Genomic DNA, 19,214 nt, shown 5'->3' with positions numbered 1-19,214 from the left:
GGAGAGACCGTGCGCGCTCAGTGGTCCGTACCCCGTCCCGGCCTCGACCGGCGGCGGTTCCTCGGCGCGCTCGTCGGGCTGCCGCTGCTCGCCGGCGGGCTGAGCGGCGGGCTGGCTGGTTGCAGCCCGGCGGAGGACGAGGCGGTGGCCGACGACGACCCGATCGAGCTGTCGGTGTTCTGGTGGGGCGGCAACCGCCGGGCCCAGGCCACCGAGCAGGCGTTACGCCTCTACACCCAGCAGAATCCCCGGGTCAGCTTCCGGATCACCTGGCAGGGGCTGAACGGCTACTACGACCGGCTCGCCACCCAGGCCACCGGCGGCAACGTGCCGGACCTGTTCCAGATCGACGACACGCTCCTCACCGAGTACGACCGCCGCGACATCCTGCTCGACCTCACCCGCCACACCACCGACGATCGACTCGACCTGCGCGGCCTGCCGGAGCAGTTGGCCCGGTACGGCCAGGTGGACGAGCGCACCGTGGCGGTGCCCGCCGCGCAGACCAACGCGGCGCTGGTGTTCAACCGGGACCTGCTGCGCCGACTGGACGAGCCCGAGCCGCGCACCCGCATGTCCTGGGAGGAGTACGCCCGCTGGGCCGCCCGCGTCACCCGGGCCTCCGGCAACCGGGTCGCCGGCACCATGGATCCCTCCGGCGACTACCGGGCGCTCTGGCTCTGGCTGCGCGGGCAGGGCAGCGAGCTGTACCAGGGCCGGCAGCTCGGCTTCAGCTCGGCCGAACTGCTCGACTGGTTCGAGTTCTGGGAGGTCGCCCGCTTCGACCGGGCCACCCCGAGCGCCGCCCTGGTCGAGCAGGCGGACAGCGGCGAGCTGGCCCGGCAGCTCGTGGTCACCGGCCACGCCGCGGCGTCCTTCGCCTGGTCGCACCAGTTTCCGGAGCTGCAACGGCTGACCCAGGACGAGTTGGGCGCGGTCGCCTTTCCCGGCACGCCGGCCGCGCAGTGGCCCCGCGCGTCGATGTACTGGGCCGGCTTCCGCGGGACCCGCCACCCGGGCGTGGTGGTGGACGTGCTCAACTTCCTGACCACGAACGTGGCGGCCGGCCGGGTCCTCGGCTTCGAACGCGGCCTCAGCCCCGGCACGCAGGTCCGCGCGTACGTCGCCGCCGACCTGACCGACCGGGCCGAGAAGCGGGTGGCCGCCCTGGGCGTGGAGCTGGACGGGCTGGCCGGCCCGGCGCCCGCGCCGCCGCCGAAGGGGCACGCCACGGTGCGGACCCTGCTGATCGACGCGGCGGAGAGCATCCGGGGCAAGCGGGCCGGGGCCCGCACCGCGACCTCACGCTTCATGGCCCGGGCGAACGCCGCCCTCGCCGGAGGGTAAGGCGGGGCCCCGCTCAACGCATTCGCTAGAGGAGGGCCCCCGCCTGACACCGGGAGCGGCGTCAGCGCGGCGGACGGTTCCGCCGGTTCCGCATCAACATGAACACCAGCAGCACGATCCCGCCGACCACCACCAGGCAGCAGAGCAGGCCGAGGACGCCGAAGCCACCGCCCCGGGAACGCCGTCGTGCGGCCTCCACCACGACCTCACCGGTCCCGGTCGACGCCCAGGCCGCAACCGGTACGAAGACCGAGAGCACGACCGTACCGATGACCGCGCTCAGGCGGCCCCACCATCTGTTCCATCCAGCCATGCCCCCATCCTCGCCGAGGCGCGCAACCGGGGCACGCCGGACGGGACGGAAAGATCCGGATACGGCGAAGGCCCCGGAGCGAACTCCGGGGCCTTCGCGTTGCGAGTAGCGGGGACAGGATTTGAACCTGCGACCTCTGGGTTATGAGCCCAGCGAGCTACCGAGCTGCTCCACCCCGCGTCGGTATGTGTACAGCCTATCGCATCCGGATCGCGGAGATCAGCCGGGTCCCCGATCCCGCCGGAGCCCGCGCCGGACCGCCGAGCCCGGGCACCGGCACCGGCACCGGCACCGGCACCGGCACCGGGGAAACGGCGAAGGGCCCCGGAGCGAACTCCGGGGCCCTTCGTTGCGAGTAGCGGGGACAGGATTTGAACCTGCGACCTCTGGGTTATGAGCCCAGCGAGCTACCGAGCTGCTCCACCCCGCGTCGGCTCGTTAACCCTAGCGCACCGTCCCGACGAGGCGCAAAACGGGTGCCCGACACGACCCGGGCCCGGGTTCCGGTGACCGTCAGGGCCACCGGACCACGGGCCCGGAGTGTCGTCGCGCGAGGTCAGCCGCTCGGCGACGGCGACGGCGAGGCCGAGGCCGGTGCCGACGGCGAGGCGCTGCCCGAGGGCGCCGGGTTGCCGGATCCCTTCGCCGCCGCCTGGGCCTGCTGGAACGCGGTCATCGCCTCGTCCAGCGCCTTCAGCGCCCGCCCGTACCGCTCGAAGTCACCCGACGTCTGCGCGGCCTTGACCTCGGCGATGGCGGTCTGCACCTTGCCGGCCGCGTCGGCCAGTTCGCCGGTGAGCGGCGGCGGGGTGTTGGTGCCGCCGGTCGGCGGTGGGGTGTTGCCGTCGTCGCTCGGCGGCGGGGTGCCCGAGCCGGCCCGCTTACCCTGCTCGACCAGCTGTTTGATGCCGTCGCTCAGGTTGTTGGCGAGCACCACGTACGAGCCGCCGTCACCGTACGAGAGCAGCACCTTCTGCAACAGCGGGTACGCGTCCTGGCTGCTGCTCTTCACGTAGACCGGCTCGACGTAGAGCATTCCGTCGGCGAACGGCAACGACAGCAGGTTGCCGTACTGCACCTGGGCCTGGTTGGAGGAGAGCAGGTTGAGCTGCTGACGGATGTCGCCGTTGTTGGTCATCTGTTGGTGGACCTGGGTCGGCCCGGAGATCCGGGTCTGGTCCGGCAACTCCAGCACCTCCAGGCGCGGCTGCCCGTCCACGTACGAGCCGGAGACCAGCGCGGCCAGGTTCTGCCGCCCGTTCGGGGTGACCGCGGAGGTCAACTGGAACCGTGGCCTGTCCTGCCCGGGGAACTGCGTGAACAGGTAGTAGGGCGGCTGCTTCTGCCCACTGTCCGGCGCGTCCGGCACGTTCGGCACCTGCCAGAAGTCCTGGCCGGAGTAGAAGTCGCCCGGGTCGGTCACGTGGAACTTGGTGAGCAGGTTGCGCTGCACCTTGAACAGGTCGGCCGGGTAGCGGAAGTGCTCGGCCAGCTCCGGCGGGATGTCACCCTTCGGCAGCACGACGTCGCCGCCGAAGGCCTTGTTCCACGCCTTCAGCACCGGGTCGGTGTCGTCGTACGAGTAGAGCTTGACCGTGCCGTCGTACGCGTCGACGGTCGCCTTCACCGAGTTGCGGATGTAGTTGACGTTCTCCCGGGCGAGTTGGAACGTGCCCCGGCCGGTCAGCTCGTCGGCGGTCTCCGACTGGAGGTTGACCCGCTCGGCGTACGGATAGGTCGCCGCCGTGGTGTAGCCGTCGATGATCCACAGCACGCGGCCGTTGACCACGGCCGGGTACGGGTCGCCGTCGAGCGTGAGGAACGGCGCGACCTTCTCCACCCGGTCGCGCGGGTTACGCACGTAGAGCAGCTTCGAGTTCTCGTTGACCGCCTCGGAGAGCAGGAAGTTCGACTCCTGCTCCTTGATCGCGTAGAGCAGCCGCCGGGGGAACGAGCCGATCTTGACGCCGCCCTCGCCGGTGTAGGTGTAGTACTGCTCGCCGCCGGTCTGGGTGGGCCGGTCGAACTCGACGTTGCGTTCGCCCTTCTGCCCCACGATCGCGTAGTCGTCGGGCTCCATCCGCTCGCCGTAGTAGATCCGCGGCTGCTGGGCCGGGATCTCCTCGGTCGGCGAGGAGCACGCCTCCTGCGCCTTCTCGCCGAGGAAGCCGGAGACGAAGTACGGCTGTCCGCCGCAGACCACCTGGTTCGCCGGCGCGGCCACCAGGCCGTACCCGTGGGTGTAGACGGTGTGCCGGTTGATCCAGTTGCTCTGCTGGTCGGTCAGCTCGCCGTAGTTGATCTCCCGGACGCCGACCACGTAGTCGGAGGTCTTCTCCTTGACCGCGTACCTGTCGATGTCCAGCTTCGAGCCGAAGTCGTAGAAGCCACGCACCTGCTGGAGCTGCGTGTAGGTCTCGGAGACGAGCTGCGGGTCGAGCAACCGGATGTTCGACACCACCGAGGTGTCGGTGGACAGGCTGGCGGGTGGCACGAGGTTGCTGGCCGCGTACGGTGTGGTCTTCGTGCCGTCGAGGCTGAACGCGGACCGGGTCGCCTTGATGCTGCGTTCGATGTACGGCGCCTCCTTGTCCCGGGCGCTCGGCTTCACCTCGAACGTCTGCACCGCCCACGGGTAGATGCCGCCGATCGCCACCGCGGAGACGCCGAGCAGGGCCAGCGAGATGCCGGGCCAGACCAGGTTCCGCATCACCGCGTTGGAGAACACGATGATCGCGACGGCCACCAGGACGGAGATCCAGGCGAGGATCTCCTTCGCCGGGAGCAGCGCGTTCACGTCGGCGTAGCCGGCGCCGTAGAGCTTCGCGCCCTCGTTGTACTCGAGCAGCATGGCGCGCCGGTCCAGCACGTACGCGACGGCCTTGAGCAGGACGAAGACGGCGACCAGCGTGCTCAGGTGGGCGCGGGCGGAGTTGGTCATCCGGTCCCCGACGCCCTGGAGGCGGACCCCGCCGAAGACGTAGTGCACGGCCAGCGCGCCGAGCAGGGCCAGCACCACCGCGGTGAAGCCGACGCCGAGCACGTAACGCCAGAACGGAAGCTGGAACACGTAGAAGCCGACGTCGACGCCGAACTCCGGGTCCTTGACGCCGAAGTTGCCGCCGTTGCGGAACAGCAGCCACTGGGCCCACCGGGTCTGCGCGGAAAGCCCGGCGAAGAGCCCGACGACGGCGGAGACCAGCGCGATCCAGGTGCCGAGCCGAGGGCTCAGCAGCATCCGGTAGCGCTCCAGCGTGGCCTGCTCGGCCGAGTGCGGACGCATCCGGGGCCGCAGCCGGTACGCCAGCCAGAGGTTGCCGGCGATGATCACCGCCATCCCCACGCCGACCACCAGGAACAGCAGCAGCCGGGTGGCGAGCACGCCGGTGAAGACCTGGGTGTACCGGACCTCGTCGAACCAGAGCCAGTCGGTCCAGGCGTTGACCCCCCACCCGAGCAGGGTGAACAACACGAACACCCCGACCAGGACCCCGATGGTGACGCGTCCGCGTCGGCTCATCCTCGGCAGGGGACTGCTACGCATGACCACTATTGGCTCCGCACGGTTGATGTGATCGGCTCCGACCAGGCACCCAAGAGTACGGGGTGTTCCTGAACACGTCGGGTCAAGGTCACGTCACGATCGCCCCGGGGCCGGTGACCGGTCCTGCTCAGCAGCGTGTCGGCTGCCCCCCGGCACGCAGCGTCTCCAGCGCCTTGAGCGCGTCGTCGAGCGTCGCCACCCTGAGCAACGGCAGATCCGGTTGCGGGTTACGGACCGCCTCGGCGCAGTTGTCCGCCGGGACCAGGAAGACCTTCGCGCCGGCGTCCTTCGCGCCGACCAGCTTCTGCGCGATGCCACCGATCGGGCCGACCCGGCCCTCGTCGTCGATGGTCCCGGTGCCGGCGACGATCTTCCCACCGGTCAGGTCGGCCGGCTCCAGCTTGTCGATGATGCCCAGCGTGAACATCAGGCCGGCGCTCGGCCCGCCGATGTCCCCGAGGTCGATCTTCAGGGTGAACGGGTGCGGCTGCTGCTGGTCGATCTCGACTCCGATGCGCGGCCGGCCGTCCTGCTCGCGGCTGGTCACCGTGGCGGTGCCCGGCGTACCGCCCCGGGTGTAGCCGATCGTCAGCGCGGTGCCGGCCGGCTTGGCCCGGATCAACTCGGTGAGCTTGGCCGCGCTGGTCACCGGCGTCCCGTCGACCGAGGTGAGCACGTCGTCCGCGCGGAGCACGTCCGTCGACGGCCCACCCGGCGTGACGGTCTTGACCAGCACCCTGATCGGGTAGCCCAGCTCGCGCAGCGCCGCCGTCTCGGCGCTGGTCTGCGAGTTCTGGAAGTCCTCCGCGTTGCGCTTCTCGACCTCCTCCTGCGACTCCCCCGGCGGATAGACCAGTTCGCGGGGCACCACCGCCTCCTCGGAGGAGAACCAGCCGGCCAGCGCCGACCGCAGCCGGACGGTGGGCTGCACACCGACCGTGGTGAGCCGGAGCTGCCCGGCGGAGGTGGACGTCGCGCGGCCGGAAACCTGGATGATCTCCTTGCCGTTCTCACTGCCGAGCGTGTTCACGGTCGGGCCGGGGCCGAGCACCACGTACGGCAGGGGCACGCTCAGCACGCCGACGCTGAGCAGGGCGGTGAGCAGGGCACCGAGAAGGACGGTCATGCCGCGACGTCTCATGCGCCAGAGCGTACCGATCCGTCCCCCACCGTCCGGCGCGGTGACCGGCGGACTTCGCCCTCAGCGCAACGCCGACGGGCCCGACCTGCGGCGGGGCCCGCGTACCGTAGACGTCGTGCCTGATATTCCGTTCGGCTTCGCGCTCCCGGGTGGGCAACCACCAGACCCCAACGATCCCGCGCAGATGCAGCAGTTCATGTCGCAGTTGCAGCACCTGCTGTCCGCGCCGGGCAGCGGGCCGGTCAACTGGGACCTCGCCCGACAGGTCGCCGCGAGCCAGCTCGCCGCCACCGGCGACCCGGCGGTCTCGCCGTTCGAACGCAACGCGGTGGAGGATGCGCTCCGCATCGCCGACCTCTGGCTGGAGCCGGCCACCTCGTGGCCCTCCGGCATCCGTTCGTCGGTCGCCTGGAACCGCAATGAGTGGATCTTCAAGACGCTCGACGTGTGGCGCAAGCTCTGCGACCCGGTGGCCAGCCGGATGGTCGGCGCGATGGGCGACCTGGTGCCGCCGGAGGCCCGCGCCCAGCTCGGCCCGATGCAGTCGATGGTCGCCACGCTGGGCGGCGCGCTCTTCGGCGGCCAGCTCGGCCAGGCCCTCGGCTCGCTCGCCGCCGAGGTGCTCTCCGCCGGCGACATCGGCCTGCCGCTGGGCCCCGCCGGCGCCGCCGCGCTCATCCCCGCCAACATCAAGGCGTACGGCGAGGGCCTGGAGCTGCCGGAGGACGAGGTACGCCTCTACGTGGCCCTGCGTGAGGCCGCCCACCAGCGCCTCTTCCAGCATGTGCCGTGGTTGCGCGGGCACGTGCTGACGGCGGTGGAGAACTACGCCGCCGGCATCCGGGTCAACCGGGAGGCGATCGAGGAGGCGATGGGCCGGGTCGACCCGACCGACCCGGAGTCGATGCAGGCGATCGCCCTGGAAGGCATCTTCACCCCCGAGGACACCCCGGCGCAGAAGGCCTCCCTGGCCCGGCTGGAGACCGTCCTCGCCCTGGTCGAGGGCTGGGTGTGCCACGTGGTGGACAGCGCGGCCGGTGACCGCCTGCCCAACGTCGTACGCCTCGGCGAGGCGTTCCGCCGCCGCCGCGCCGCCGGTGGCCCCGCCGAGCAGACGTTCGCCGCCCTGGTCGGCCTCGAACTGCGACCGCGTCGGCTGCGCGAGGCGACCGTGCTCTGGGCGGCGCTGACCGAGCAGCGCGGCATCGCCGGCCGGGACGCGATCTGGGGCCACCCCGACCTGCTGCCCTCGGACGACGACTTCGCCGCCCCCGAGGCGTTCGCGGCGACCGGCAGCGACCTCGACGAGGAGCTGGCCAACTTCGACTTCTCCGCGCCGGGCGCGCCCGAGGAGCCGACCCCGGGCGAGGACGACGGCAGGTCCTGACGCCACACGTCGACAGGGGCCCGCACGGACGTCCGTGCGGGCCCTTGCCCGTCCTGCGGGTCCCCCGCCGCGCCTCACCGTGCGCCGTCCGCCACGCCTCACGTGCGCCCGCCTGCCACGCCTCACCGCGCACCGTCGGAGCGCGCGGCGCAGCCGTCGCGGACGGGTGTCCGGGGCGCGTCCCGTCGACGACCTCGACCGCTGCCGGTCGAGTGGAGATACCCCGGGTGCCTACGGACCTGATGGCGTAACCGACTCACCGTGGCAGCGGTCGCGGAGGCCGCTGTCGATCCGCGAGCCGGCCGGGCCGCGACGCGCCCTCGCCACCACGCTTGACCCGTCCACGCCCTCAAGGTGGTAGGTGCGGAGAAGGGATGCTCCGACCGCTCAGGCACCGTGCGGACGACGCCCAGAGCCCCGGCCCGTTCCGGCCACCAAGCGAGGCCGGCTGGCGAGGTCCAGAGCAGGGCGGGCCGGAGCAAGGCGGGGCGAGCGGGCGAGCGGGCCCGAGCAGGCGAGCCGAGCGGCAGGCGAGCCGAGCAGGCAGGCGAGCCGAGCGGCAGGCGAGCCGAGGGGGCAAGCGGGCCGGAGCGGGCGGTCAGCTCGGGTGGCCGGAGAGCAACGCCCGGGTCGCGTCCCACCCCTCGAACGCCGGATCCAGGGCGCCGAGGTCGGCCGGGCCGCGCAGGCGTCGCCAGCCGGCGGTCACCGCCACGTCGCCGGGCCGGGGCGCGGCGGCCCGCACCTCGCCCGGCACGGTCGTGTCGAGGTCCAGCGCCGGCACCCACTTCGGTACGGGCAGGCGCGCGGCCACCCCGAGCAGGCCCGGCCCGATCCCCTCCGCCGGCGCGACGGCCACCGGCCGACTGGACAGCGGCCGGAGCAGCTTGCCGAGGGTCAGACCGGGCACGTCGGGCGCGTCGGCGGCGACCACGGCAGCCTGGTCGTAGCTGGTGAGCGCCGCGAAGACGGCGTTCGGGGTGGGCTCGGGCACCTCGTGCACGGAGGTGCCGGGCCAGACCACCGCGTCGGCCAGCCAGCGGTCCGCCGGGGTGACCGCCACCGCGGTCTCCACCTCGTTCAGCGTGGCCAGTAGGTCCACCACGTCCTCGGCGAGGGCGGTCCGCCACCGGGCCGGCTCGATTCCCGGCGGCGTCCAGGTCACCGGACCGAGCAACGCCACCACCACACGTCGGACCATTCGCCGACCCTAACCCCGCCCCCCACCATCCCGCCCCCACCACCTCTCCGCAGCGCGGCACATCCCCCACCACGCCCCTCACGCCCACACCGCCGCCGCGCGACGCGCCGGGCCGCACTTTCACGGAAAGTGGGGCTATCCGGGCCTGGATAGCGCCACTTTCCGTGAATCAGGGCGCGGGGCGACGGAGGGCGGGGCGGCGGGCGGCGGGGCGGGGCGGCGGGCGGCGGCGGGGTGGGGCGAGGGAGGGGCGGGTCAGGGGAGGCCGGCGGTGGCGGCGACGCCCTCCAGGTAGCCGCGCGCCCGTTCGGCGCGGGGATAGCGGGCGACCAAGGCCCAGAACTGGGCGTTGTGGCTGGGCACGATCAGGTGCGTCAACTCGTGCAGCAGGACGTAGTCGATCACCCAGTCGGGCATGTCCTGGATCCGGTGGGAGATCCGGATGGTGCGGTCGGCCGGGGTGCAGGAACCCCAGCGGCCGTTCTGGTTGGTCACCCAGCGGACGCTCGCCGGCTCCGCGGCCGACCCGTGTTCCGGCAGGTAGAGGCCGATCAGGCGGGCGGCCCGGGCGAGCAGTTCGGCGTCCGAGCGGGCGAACCGGCCCTCCCGGGCGGCCAGCCGGGCCAGCATCCGGTCGACCCACTCGCTCTCCTCGGCCCGGGAGAACTGGTCGGGGATGAGCACGACGACGCGCTCCCCGTCCCGGTACGCGGACACCGTGCGTCGCCGGCGCTGGCTGCGCCGCACCTCGACGACGGGCTTCCGCGTCCCGGCCATTACCGGGCCGCGCAGCCTCGGTTGACTGTCACGAGGGAAAGGTAATGCGTACTGACCAGGGCTCCGCAAGAGTAAACAAGACGACACGCGCCCGGAAAATGGCGATTGGTTGTCAGGAGTCCTGAAAAATTTCTTTGCGACGGTAGGTAACCATCACCCGCCGGCCGTCGCTCACGTTAGGTGATCTACGACGGGCCGGTGGCGGCGGGGGCGCTCGAAGGGGATCTGAGCGCATTTACCCGGCGTGTCCCCCCGAAACTCACTTATCAGACGTTACTCGACGTGCACACTCTCGTCGTCGACTTGCTCACAGAGTCGGCGTACAGCTGACATGGAACCACCCAGACCTGGGTAGGGTCCGCCAACCAGTGATCAGGAGACTGATCACGGAGAACCCCCGGCGCCGGTCCACGTGTGGTCCGTCGCAGGGATAACCCGCCGGGACACCTCCGGCGGACGAGACGAGGAGGCTACCGTGGCCGAGCAGGCCCAGACCTACAACGGTTACTGCGTCAAGTGCAAGGAGAAGCGGGACTTCGAGGGGCACGTGGAGGTCTCGAAGACCGGCATGAACATGGCCAAGGGCAAGTGCCCGGTGTGCGGCACAACAGTGAACCGCATCCTGGGCAAGGCGAAGGTCTGACCCGTCCGGGTCGTCCGGGGAGGGGTGGCCACGGCCGCCCCTCCCCGTCGCGTATCCGACATCACTACCGGCGAGTTGTGGAAAACCGGCGCACTCCTGTGGACAACGCTGGCCGCGGCACGCCGAGCCTGTGGACAACGAGCGACTGAGCGCACGGACACGGTCACCATCCGTGGCGTGACGCATCCAACTCCACTCCCCCGCCCCACGCTGCTACCCGGCCTGACCAGGCTGTGGCGTGACCGGCGCACGCTCCAACTGGGCCTGGAGCCCGGCCCGGCGGTGCTGGTCGAGGTGGCCACCCCCGGGACCACCCACCTGCTCGACCTGCTCGACGGCACCCGCAGCGAACGCGCCGTCCTGGCCGCCGCCACCGCCGCCCGGGTGCCGGCGGGCGAGGCGCGTGCCCTGCTCGACGCGCTCCGGGACGCCGGCCTGGTCGTACCCGCGCAGACGCTCCTCCCCCGCGACCTCACCGGGCCGGTCCGGGCCCGGTTGACCGCGGAGGCGGACGCCCTGGCCCTGGCCGCGCGCGACCTGCCCGGCACGCCGGCGCGGCTGCTGCGCCGCCGCCGGGCCGCCCGGGTGCTGGTGACCGGTGCGGGCCGGCTCGGCGCCGCGGTCGCCGTGGCGCTGGCCCAGGCCGGGGTGGGGCACGTCGTACCCGAGCTGTCCGGCCCGGTCCGCGCCGGCGACCTGGTCGGGACCGGCCTGCCCGGCGCGGAGCTGGGTCGACCGCTGGCCGCGGCGGTGTGCGCGGCGCTGGGCCGCTGTGCGCCTGGCACGGCCACCGGACCGCTGCGGTCCGGCCGCCCCGACCTGGTGGTACAGCTCGGCGTCGGTCGGCCGGCCGAGGCGCTCGCCATCGGGTACGCCCACCGACGACAACCCCACCTCCTGCTCGACCTGCGCGGCGGCGTACCCGTGGTCGGGCCGCTGGTCCGCCCGCCCGCCGGTCCCTGCCTGCGCTGCCTCGACCTGCACCGCGCCGACCGCGATCCGGACTGGCCGGCGCTCGCCGCCCAGCTCGCGACCGACCGGGGCGAGCCGGGCTGCGCGGCCACCACCCGGCTCGCCGCGGTGGCGTTCGCGGCGGCCGAGGTGCTGGCCCAGCTCGACGGCGGCACCCCGGAGACGCTCGGCGCGGCGGTGGAGGTGCGGGGGGCCGGTCGTCTCCGGCACCGCCGGTGGCCCCCGCACCCCTCCTGCGGCTGCTGCGGGCGTCGCCCGATCCGGTCGGCCCTACCCGCTCCCGGGCGCACGGCAGCAGCGAGCCCCTCGCGTCGGTAACAATGGCCGGGTGACCGACATCCCGCGCCGCGCCGTGTCCCGCACCGCCAAACTCGCCGCCCTGCCGCTCGGATTCGCCGGTCGAACCGTCCTCGGCATGGGCAAGCGGGTGACCGGCCTCGCGTCCGACGTCATCTCCGCCGAGATCCAGCAGCGCACCGCCGAGCAGTTGTTCAGCGTCCTCGGGCAGCTCAAGGGCGGTGCGATGAAGTTCGGTCAGGCCCTGTCGGTCTTCGAGGCGGCGCTGCCCGAGGAGGTCGCCGCGCCCTACCGGCAGGCGCTCACCAAGCTCCAGGAGGCCGCCCCGCCGCTGCCCGCGGCGACCGTGCACAAGGTGCTGGTTGAGCAGCTCGGGCCGGACTGGCGGGACCGGTTCGTCTCCTTCGACGACACCCCGGCCGCCGCGGCCAGCATCGGCCAGGTGCACCGGGCGGTCTGGCGCGACCCGGGTTACGGGCCGGACGGCGGCCCGCTGCACCGGGACGTGGCCGTGAAGATCCAGTACCCGGGCGCCGGCGAGGCCCTGCTCGCCGACCTCAAGCAGCTCTCCCGGCTGGGCGGCATGTTCCGGGCGATCCAACCGGGCCTGGACGTCAAGCCGCTCCTGGCCGAGCTGCGCGAGCGGATCACCGAGGAGCTGGACTACGAGCTGGAGGCCGAGTCGCAGCGGGCCTTCGCCGCCGCGTACGCGGACGACCCGGACATCTTCATCCCGGAGGTGCTCGACGCCGCGCCCCGGGTGCTGATCACCGAATGGGTGGAGGGCATCCCGCTGTCCACGATCATCCGGGAGGGCACCGAGGAGCAGCGGAACGAGGCCGGGCGGCTGATGGCCGAGCTGCACCTCTCCGCACCGGAGCGGGCCGGGCTGCTGCACGCCGACCCGCACCCGGGCAACTTCCGGCTGCTGCCCGACGGCCGGCTCGGTGTGATCGACTTCGGCGCGGTGGCCCGGATGCCGGAGGGCACGCCCGAGCCGATCGGCCGGATCGCCGCGCTGGCGCTGCGCGGGGACGCCGACGGGGTGGTGGACGGGCTGCGCGACGAGGGCTTCGTCAGCCGGACCGAGCCGATCGACGCCCAGGGGGTGCTCGACTTCCTCCGCCCGATGCTGGAGCCGATCGCCGCCGACGAGTTCCGCTTCACCCGGGCCTGGCTGCGGGGAGAGGCAGGTCGGCTGGCCAGCCCTCGCTCCCCCGCGTACCAGCTCAGCCGGCAGCTCAACCTGCCGCCGTCGTACCTGATGATCCATCGGGTGACGCTGGGGTCGATCGGGGTGCTCTGCCAGTTGGAGGCGAAGGCGTCCTACCGGGCCATCCTGGAACGCTGGCTGCCCGGCTTCGCGGCGGTGGCCTGACGACTCGGGTACGTCGAAGGGGCGGTGACCATCGGGTCACCGCCCCTTCCTCAGTTGTTCGATCTAGAGAACGCCCAGGTCGCGAGCCGACTGGCCGCGACTCCGCATGGCGACGGTACGGGCGGAACGGGCTGCCTCAGTGCTCGTGGTGGTGCGACCGGCCTGAGGCCGGCGCATTCGAGCCCTGGACAACGCTTCGTGGAGTAGTTGCATCTCGGTTCCGTTCGGCAGGTGCAGCACTGGTTTCTCTCTCTCGTTCGGCCGGTGGAGGGACACCGGCGTCGGTCGGCTTCGGAACGTAGGTGTGTCAGGCTGCCAGCCGGACGGCGCTACGCGACTCGGACAGCCCGCTGGCCGCCAGTCGCGCCTCCGCCTCGACCCGGAGCTGGGCGTCGCGGGCGAGGTCCTCCTTACGCGGACGGCCACGGGGCCGCTTGCGCGGGACGACCGCGCCACGCTCGAAGATCTCGCCGCCCCAGACGCCCCAGGGCTCGGCCCGCTCCACCGCCCCGGCCAGGCACTCGACGCGCAGCGGGCAGTCCCCGCAGAGCGACTTGGCCAGTTCGAGTTCGGCGGGCTGGTCGGAGAACCACAGGTCGGGGTCGAACTTCCGGCAGGGCAGGTTCGCCTCCACCTCGACGCTCACGTCGAGTGGGGCCAACGCCAGACTCATCCTCCGGTCACCTCTCTCTCACTTCGATCTCGTGGATCGCATTCGGTACTTCGGCGGGGCAAAAAACTGAGGCCGCGGATCCCGGTAGCGGGTTCCGCGGCCTCGAGGTGAGCCGGTGTCTGATGGATCAGACCGGTCTACCTCGAGGTGGAACGCCGCGGACATCGGTGCGCTTCTTGCCGCCATCGATGCCCATGCCCGTGAAGCCACTGGTCCCCTCGACTCCGCGCAGCGGTGCAACGGTCAGGTTCAGCTCGGCCTGAACCTGGGCCTGGTGCACCTGCGGAGCCGACGGTCGAGCGGCAAGGGCCACCCGGACGGCCGACAGCGGAGCGCAGGCAGCTGGCATCGCCGCCGGACGCTCGTAGGTGTAAATCTCCATTGGTGCCACCTCCCTGACTCTCCTCGTGCCGACCATGGACTCATCCCCCGTGAGCAGCCAGAACGGCGCCGCTCGCGTGGTGTGTCCTGAGGCTATTCCTCGCCCTCGGGGGAGGGCAAACGATTTACGGACTGATTTCCAAAGTTTTCTGCGGGCAGAACGTCGTCCACGGTGGCGCCGGCCACCAGGGCCAGCACCGGGTCGCCGTACAGCCCCACCTTCCGGGGCCCGATCCCGGCGATCGCGACCAGGTCCTCGGTGCGTCCCGGCTTCCGCTCCGCCAGCGCGGTGAGCGTGGCGTCGGTGAAGACCACGTAGGCCGGCACCCGCTGCACGCCGGCCACCCGCTGCCGCCAGTCGCGCAGCCGCTCGTACAGCTCCTCGTCCAGGTCCGACGGGCAGGTGGGGCAACGGCCCAGCTTGCGGTCCGCGCCGGCGAGCAGCGTGGCGCCGCAGATCCGGCAGGAGACCACCTGCGGTCGTCGCCGCTCGGCCCGCCGGGCCGGGCCGGCGGCGCCGGCCCGCTCACCGCCGCCCGAGCGGTCGAGCTGCGGCAGGAAGCGGGACGGCCGCCGGGCCCGGCCGCCGGGCGAGCGCGCCGCCGCGTACGACAGCCAGAGCCACTCCCGGGCCCGGGTGATGCCCACGTAGAGCAGCCGCCGCTCCTCCTCGACCTGCTCGGGCGTCTTCGCGTACGTGGTGGGCAGCGTGCCCTCGGCCAGCCCGACCAGGAACACCGCGTCCCACTCCAGGCCCTTCGCCGAGTGCAGTGAGGCCAGCGTCACGCCGTCCACGGTGGGCACGTGCTGCTGGGCGGCCCGCCTGGCCAACTCCTCGGTGAAGTCGGCCAGCGTCACCTGACGTTCGACCGTGGCGGCCTCCCCGATCGGCAGCACCTCGGGCGTGGCCGCGTACTCCTCGGCGAGCTGGAGCAGGGCGGCGAGCGCCTCCCAGCGCTCGCGGGCGGCGCCGCCGGCCGGCGGTGCGTCGGGTGCCCAGCCGACCGCGGCGAGCCCTTCCACCACGGCGGCCGGCAACGGCGTCTCCCCGGGGATGGACCGGGTGGCGGCGCGCAGCGCGATCATCGCCTGGCGCACCTCGGGCCGCTCGAAGAACCGCTCCGCGCCCTGGAGCACGTACGGCACCTCGGCCTCGGAGAGCGCCTTCTCGTACGCCTCGGACTGCGCGTTGGTGCGGAACAGCACCGCGATCTCGCGGGCCGGGGTGCCGCCGGCCACCAGCGCCCGGCAGCGGGCCGCGACGGCGGTGGCCTCGGCCGGCTCGTCGGTGAAGATCCGCAGTTCCGGCTCGGGGCCGGGCCGGCGCTGGCCGTGCAGCTCCAGCCGCAGCCGCGCCTCGGCGCCCCGGGCCTGCGAGATCACCGCGTTGGCCAGGCCCACCACCTGCGGGGTGGAGCGGTAGTCGCGGACCAGCCGCACCACCGTCGCGCCACGGTGGTGGCGGGGGAAGTCGACCAGGTACGACGAGGTCGCGCCGGTGAACGAGTAGATCGTCTGGCTGGCGTCGCCGACCACGGTGAGGTCGTCGCGCCCGCCGAGCCAGACGTCCAGCAGCCGCTGCTGGAGCGGGTTGACGTCCTGGTACTCGTCGACCACGAAGTGGCGGTACTGGCTGCGCACCTGCTCGGCCACGTCCGGGTGCTCCTCGATCCCCCAGACCGCGGCGCGCAGCATGTCCTCGAAGTCGATCACCCCGTTGCCGCGCTTGAGCCGCTCGTACGCGACGAACACCTCCGCCACCCGCGCCGGCTCGTACGGCGTCTCGCGCCGCGCCTTGGCCGCCGCGACCACGTACTCGTCCGGCTCTACCAGGGAGGACTTGGCCCACTCGATCTCGGCGGCGAGGTCCCGCGCGGCGGCCCGGTCGGTGCGCAGGCCCAGCTTGGCGGCGGCCAGCGTGACCACCCGCACCTTGCTGTCCAGCAGCTCCGGCATGGCCCGCCCGGCCAGCAGCCGGGGCGCGAAGTAGCGGACCTGGCGCAGCGCCGCGGCGTGGAACGTGCGCGCCTGCACCCCCTGCACCCCGAGCACGCCGAGCCGGCTTCGCATCTCGGCCGCCGCGCGGGCGGTGAACGTGACCGCCAGCACGTGCCGGGCGGAGATGTCGCCGGACAGCGCCCGGTAGGCGATCCGCGACGTCACCGCCCGGGTCTTGCCGGTGCCGGCGCCGGCCAGGATGCAGACCGGGCCGGCCGGGGCGGTCACCGCCGACCGTTGCTCCGGATCGAGCCCGGCCAGCACCCGTTCCGCCGCTGAGTGAACCCCCACGACAGGGAATCATCCCAGCCCCGTCCGACGTTGCAGCGATTAGCCTGGCCTGATCGGACCGGGCGCGGGCCCACTCTTGGAGGACCAGACCATGTTGACGATGTATTCCACCACGTGGTGCGGCTACTGCCACCGGCTGAAGTCGCAGCTCGACCGGGAGGGCATCGCGTACGAGGTGGTCGACATCGAGCAGGACACCACGGCGGCGGAGTTCGTGATGGGCGTCAACGGCGGCAACCAGACCGTGCCGACGCTGCGCTTCGCCGACGGCAGCGCCCTGACCAACCCCTCGATCAACCAGGTCAAGCAGCACCTCGCCGCCCTGCCCGGCTGACCTGCCCGCACCCGCCCCGGTCGGCCGTGCCCGGATTCCGGGTGCGGCCGACCGGCGCCGGTCAGGGCGTCCGGCGCCGGCGGCTGGCGGCGAGCAGCTCGTCGTCGAGCGGCCGGCGGGGCGTCGGGACGCGGGCCGGGCCGGCCGGCCCCGGCGGGGTGAGTCGACGACCCCGCCAGAGGTAGAGTCCGCCGCCCGTGGTGACGGTTCCGACCAGCACGAACAGCAGCCGGTAGTCGAAGACGCCGACGAGCAGCGCGCCGGTGCCGATGGAGACCGCCTGCGGCCCGCTGACCAGCGCCCGGGACGCTGCGGTGACCCGGCCCAGCAGCCCCGGCGGGGTCCGTCGTTGGACCAGCGTGTACAACCCCACCATGGTCAGCGGCAGCGAGACGCCGGCCAGCAGCAGCGCCACCACCCCGAGCCAGAGCCGGGGGTACGCCAGCGCCAGCGCGGCCGGGCCGAAGAACGTCACGCCGGTGGCCAGCGCGCCCAGCTCACCGAGCCGGCGGACCACGGCGGCGGAGAGCAGCCCGCCGACCAGACCGCCCACCCCCTGCACCATGACCAGCACACCGACGAACGCCGCGTCGCGGTGCAGGCCCAGGTCGACGTACGCGAAGATCAGCGACTCGGTGAAGCCCATCACCAGCGAGGCGACGCCGTAGCCGACCAGGGCCCGGCGCAGCGCCGCCTCCCGGGCCAGGTGACGCAGCCCGGCGCCCAGTCCGGCCGGCCAGCGGCTCCCGGGCCCGGTCGGTGCGCTCTCCTCCGCCCGGAGCAGCCCGACCACGGCGGCGGCGACCAGGAAACCGGCCATGGCCAGGAGCACCAGCAGCCAGCCACCGACGGCGGCGTAGATGCCGGCCCCGGCGAGCGGCCCGACCAGCCGCAGCCCTTGCCGGACGGTCTGCAGGGCCCCGTTCGCGTCGGCCAGCAGGTCGGCCGGCACCAGGTGCCGGATCAGCCCGTTGAGCACGGCGGTCAGCGTGATCGAGGAGAGGCCGTAGAGCGCCGCGACCAGGTAGATCACCCAGACGTCCCGGCGGTCGCGCACGGTGAGCAGCGGGCCGAGGAGCACGGCGGCGAGCAGGTTGGCGGCGATGAAGAAGGGCCGGCGGCGGTAGCTGTCGACCACCCAGCCGACCAGCGGGGCGAGCGCCATCGGCGCGATCACGGCGAAGATGGTGGCTCCGGCCATGCTGTCCGAGCCGGTCAGGTCCTTCACCCAGACGGCGAGCGCGAGCAGCAGGATCGACTCCGCCGCCAGGCTCGCCACCATCGCGGCGAAGAGCAGGCGGAAGTCGGGGCGGCGCAGGACGGTGCGCATCGGTTTCCCTCCGGCAGGTGCGCCCGTGGGCGCGTCGGGGCGGGCGCCGGCGAAGGCGCTCTCCACAGTCCTCTTTTTGTCTCTCGTGACACGCCCTCGCCGGACCTGCCGACACCGGTCGCGCCGTCCATACTGACCGTGGGGGGCGAATTCCATACAGTTACCGTCGCGTCTCGCGACGGTCGACGGAAAAGAGGACGCCGTGCCTCCTGCCGCGCCAGGCCCGTTTCTGCGCCGCCGCCGCCTCGGCATCGAGCTGCGCCGGCTCCGCGAACAGGCCGGTCTCACCGGTGACCAGGTCATCGAGGGGATCGGCTGGGCCTCCGCCTCCAAACTGTCCCGCCTGGAGAACGGCCGCAGCCGGCCCGACCCGGACGACGTGGACGCGCTGCTCACGCTCTACGGTGTCGCCGCCGGGCTGCGCGCGGAGCTGACCGCGATCGCCCACGAGGCCGGCGACATGCGCGGCTGGCTACGCAACTTCCCGGTGATGACCCAGCAGCAGCGCGCCTTCGCCGAGCTGGAGGCGGGCTGCGCGGAGATCTCCGAGTACAACCCGGTGCTGGTGCCGGGGCTGTTGCAGACCCCCGGCTACGCCCGGCACCGGATCCTGTCCGCGGCCCGGGTGGCCGAGGAGGCGGGCGATCCGGAGTCGGAGAACCCGGAGGCCGAGGTGGGTGCCCGGCAGGCCCGCCAGTCGCTGCTGGTCCACGTGCCCCGGTACACCGCCGTGTTCGAGGAGGCCGCGCTGGACCGGCGCGCCGGCCCGCCGGACGTGCTGCGGGACCAGCTCGTCCACCTGTGCGAGCTGGCCGACATGCCGAACGTGGAGCTGCGCCTGCTGCTGCGGGACACCCGGGTCGGCGACTGGTACGTCCCGCCGACCGCGTTCTCGCTCTACCGGTTCGCCGACCCGCTCGATCCGGAGACGCTGGCCATCGAAAGTGGGTTCACCGACGTCATGTCGACCGAGGTGAACACCCTAAATCGCTATAAAGTGGTGTTCGAGTGGCTATGCAAGTCGGCACTCTCCGCATCGGACACCCTCTCCTGGCTGACCGAGGCGACCGGACGGCCGACCGGCACGGCAGTCGAGTCCACCGCGGCGTACGGGCCGGCAACGGCGCCGACCCAGCGCCGCCGTGACTCGGGGCACCTCACGTCGGAACGGTGATCCCCGCGCCGACGTCGGCGTCGCTCGTCCCCA

The 19,214-nt window shown here is 72.7% G+C and carries 15 protein-coding genes, 2 tRNA genes and 1 pseudogene; 7 read left to right on the top strand and 11 right to left on the bottom strand.

Annotated features, from left to right (window positions below; all coding sequences use genetic code 11):
- Window positions 1-9: 9 nt before the first annotated feature.
- On the top strand, window positions 10-1,347 hold the full coding sequence (locus ACZ6O5_RS24855; protein ID WP_465980174.1) for an ABC transporter substrate-binding protein: 1,338 nt from the start codon (window positions 10-12) through the stop codon (window positions 1,345-1,347).
- A gap of 61 nt (window positions 1,348-1,408) precedes the next feature.
- Here the strand turns inward: ACZ6O5_RS24855 and ACZ6O5_RS24850 are convergent, their stop codons facing one another.
- From ACZ6O5_RS24850 to ACZ6O5_RS24830, 5 genes are all read right to left on the bottom strand, one after another.
- On the bottom strand, window positions 1,409-1,660 hold the full coding sequence (locus ACZ6O5_RS24850) for a hypothetical protein (protein WP_281937804.1): 252 nt from the start codon (window positions 1,658-1,660) through the stop codon (window positions 1,409-1,411).
- 106 nt (window positions 1,661-1,766) lie between these two features.
- Window positions 1,767-1,840, bottom strand: a tRNA-Met gene (locus ACZ6O5_RS24845).
- Window positions 1,841-2,016: 176 nt separating this feature from the next.
- Window positions 2,017-2,090: transfer RNA gene (locus ACZ6O5_RS24840), tRNA-Met, on the bottom strand.
- A gap of 126 nt (window positions 2,091-2,216) precedes the next feature.
- Entirely contained in the window at window positions 2,217-5,204 is a 2,988-nt protein-coding gene (locus ACZ6O5_RS24835) for a UPF0182 family membrane protein (protein ID WP_465980173.1), read from the bottom strand.
- Between the two features lie 127 nt (window positions 5,205-5,331).
- Entirely contained in the window at window positions 5,332-6,345 is a 1,014-nt protein-coding gene (locus ACZ6O5_RS24830; protein ID WP_465980172.1) for a YlbL family protein, read from the bottom strand.
- 184 nt (window positions 6,346-6,529) lie between these two features.
- On the opposite strand from ACZ6O5_RS24830, the gene ACZ6O5_RS24825 reads away from it, so the two are divergent.
- On the top strand, window positions 6,530-7,732 hold the full coding sequence (locus ACZ6O5_RS24825; RefSeq protein ID WP_405094327.1) for a zinc-dependent metalloprotease: 1,203 nt from the start codon (window positions 6,530-6,532) through the stop codon (window positions 7,730-7,732).
- Between the two features lie 598 nt (window positions 7,733-8,330).
- Here ACZ6O5_RS24825 and ACZ6O5_RS24820 read toward each other — a convergent pair.
- Entirely contained in the window at window positions 8,331-8,933 is a 603-nt protein-coding gene (locus ACZ6O5_RS24820) for a hypothetical protein (protein WP_465980171.1), read from the bottom strand.
- Between the two features lie 255 nt (window positions 8,934-9,188).
- Window positions 9,189-9,710: a M48 metallopeptidase family protein gene (locus tag ACZ6O5_RS24815; protein WP_465980170.1), complete on the bottom strand. Its 522-nt coding sequence runs from the start codon at window positions 9,708-9,710 to the stop codon at window positions 9,189-9,191.
- Window positions 9,711-10,185: 475 nt separating this feature from the next.
- Here ACZ6O5_RS24815 and ACZ6O5_RS24810 point away from each other — a divergent pair, with 475 nt between their 5' ends.
- The 3 genes from ACZ6O5_RS24810 to ACZ6O5_RS24800 all read left to right on the top strand — a co-directional run bounded on the left by ACZ6O5_RS24810 (window position 10,186) and on the right by ACZ6O5_RS24800 (window position 13,000).
- A complete protein-coding gene (locus ACZ6O5_RS24810) occupies window positions 10,186-10,353 on the top strand; it encodes a DUF5679 domain-containing protein (protein WP_396856698.1) in 168 nt (55 codons plus the stop codon).
- 177 nt (window positions 10,354-10,530) lie between these two features.
- A complete protein-coding gene (locus ACZ6O5_RS24805) occupies window positions 10,531-11,643 on the top strand; it encodes a TOMM precursor leader peptide-binding protein (protein WP_465980169.1) in 1,113 nt (370 codons plus the stop codon).
- Between the two features lie 10 nt (window positions 11,644-11,653).
- On the top strand, window positions 11,654-13,000 hold the full coding sequence (locus ACZ6O5_RS24800; protein ID WP_465980168.1) for an ABC1 kinase family protein: 1,347 nt from the start codon (window positions 11,654-11,656) through the stop codon (window positions 12,998-13,000).
- Between the two features lie 307 nt (window positions 13,001-13,307).
- Here ACZ6O5_RS24800 and ACZ6O5_RS24795 read toward each other — a convergent pair whose 3' ends face one another.
- The 3 genes and pseudogenes from ACZ6O5_RS24795 to ACZ6O5_RS24785 all read right to left on the bottom strand — a co-directional run bounded on the left by ACZ6O5_RS24795 (window position 13,308) and on the right by ACZ6O5_RS24785 (window position 16,343).
- On the bottom strand, window positions 13,308-13,673 hold the full coding sequence (locus ACZ6O5_RS24795) for a WhiB family transcriptional regulator (RefSeq protein WP_107162030.1): 366 nt from the start codon (window positions 13,671-13,673) through the stop codon (window positions 13,308-13,310).
- A 127-nt stretch (window positions 13,674-13,800) separates the two neighbouring features.
- Entirely contained in the window at window positions 13,801-14,055 is a 255-nt protein-coding gene (locus ACZ6O5_RS24790; RefSeq protein WP_107162032.1) for a hypothetical protein, read from the bottom strand.
- A gap of 124 nt (window positions 14,056-14,179) precedes the next feature.
- Window positions 14,180-16,343 (bottom strand): annotated as a pseudogene (locus tag ACZ6O5_RS24785) (ATP-dependent DNA helicase UvrD2).
- A 91-nt stretch (window positions 16,344-16,434) separates the two neighbouring features.
- On the opposite strand from ACZ6O5_RS24785, the gene ACZ6O5_RS24780 reads away from it, so the two are divergent.
- Complete coding sequence (locus ACZ6O5_RS24780) at window positions 16,435-16,677, top strand: mycoredoxin (RefSeq protein ID WP_465980167.1); 243 nt, start codon at window positions 16,435-16,437, stop codon at window positions 16,675-16,677.
- A 61-nt stretch (window positions 16,678-16,738) separates the two neighbouring features.
- On the opposite strand, the gene ACZ6O5_RS24775 is transcribed toward ACZ6O5_RS24780, so the two are convergent.
- Window positions 16,739-18,007, bottom strand: coding sequence for an MFS transporter (locus tag ACZ6O5_RS24775; protein ID WP_465980166.1), 1,269 nt, complete (start codon window positions 18,005-18,007; stop codon window positions 16,739-16,741).
- A 202-nt stretch (window positions 18,008-18,209) separates the two neighbouring features.
- Here ACZ6O5_RS24775 and ACZ6O5_RS24770 point away from each other — a divergent pair, with 202 nt between their 5' ends.
- Window positions 18,210-19,181, top strand: a complete 972-nt coding sequence (locus tag ACZ6O5_RS24770) for a helix-turn-helix domain-containing protein (protein WP_465980165.1) — start codon at window positions 18,210-18,212, stop codon at window positions 19,179-19,181.
- The last annotated feature ends 33 nt before the right edge of the window (window positions 19,182-19,214 follow it).

This window comes from Micromonospora sp. NPDC049201 (genome assembly GCF_055586805.1).
Note: the sequence above shows the minus strand (reverse complement) of the source record. Positions and strands in the feature narration are given on the sequence as shown.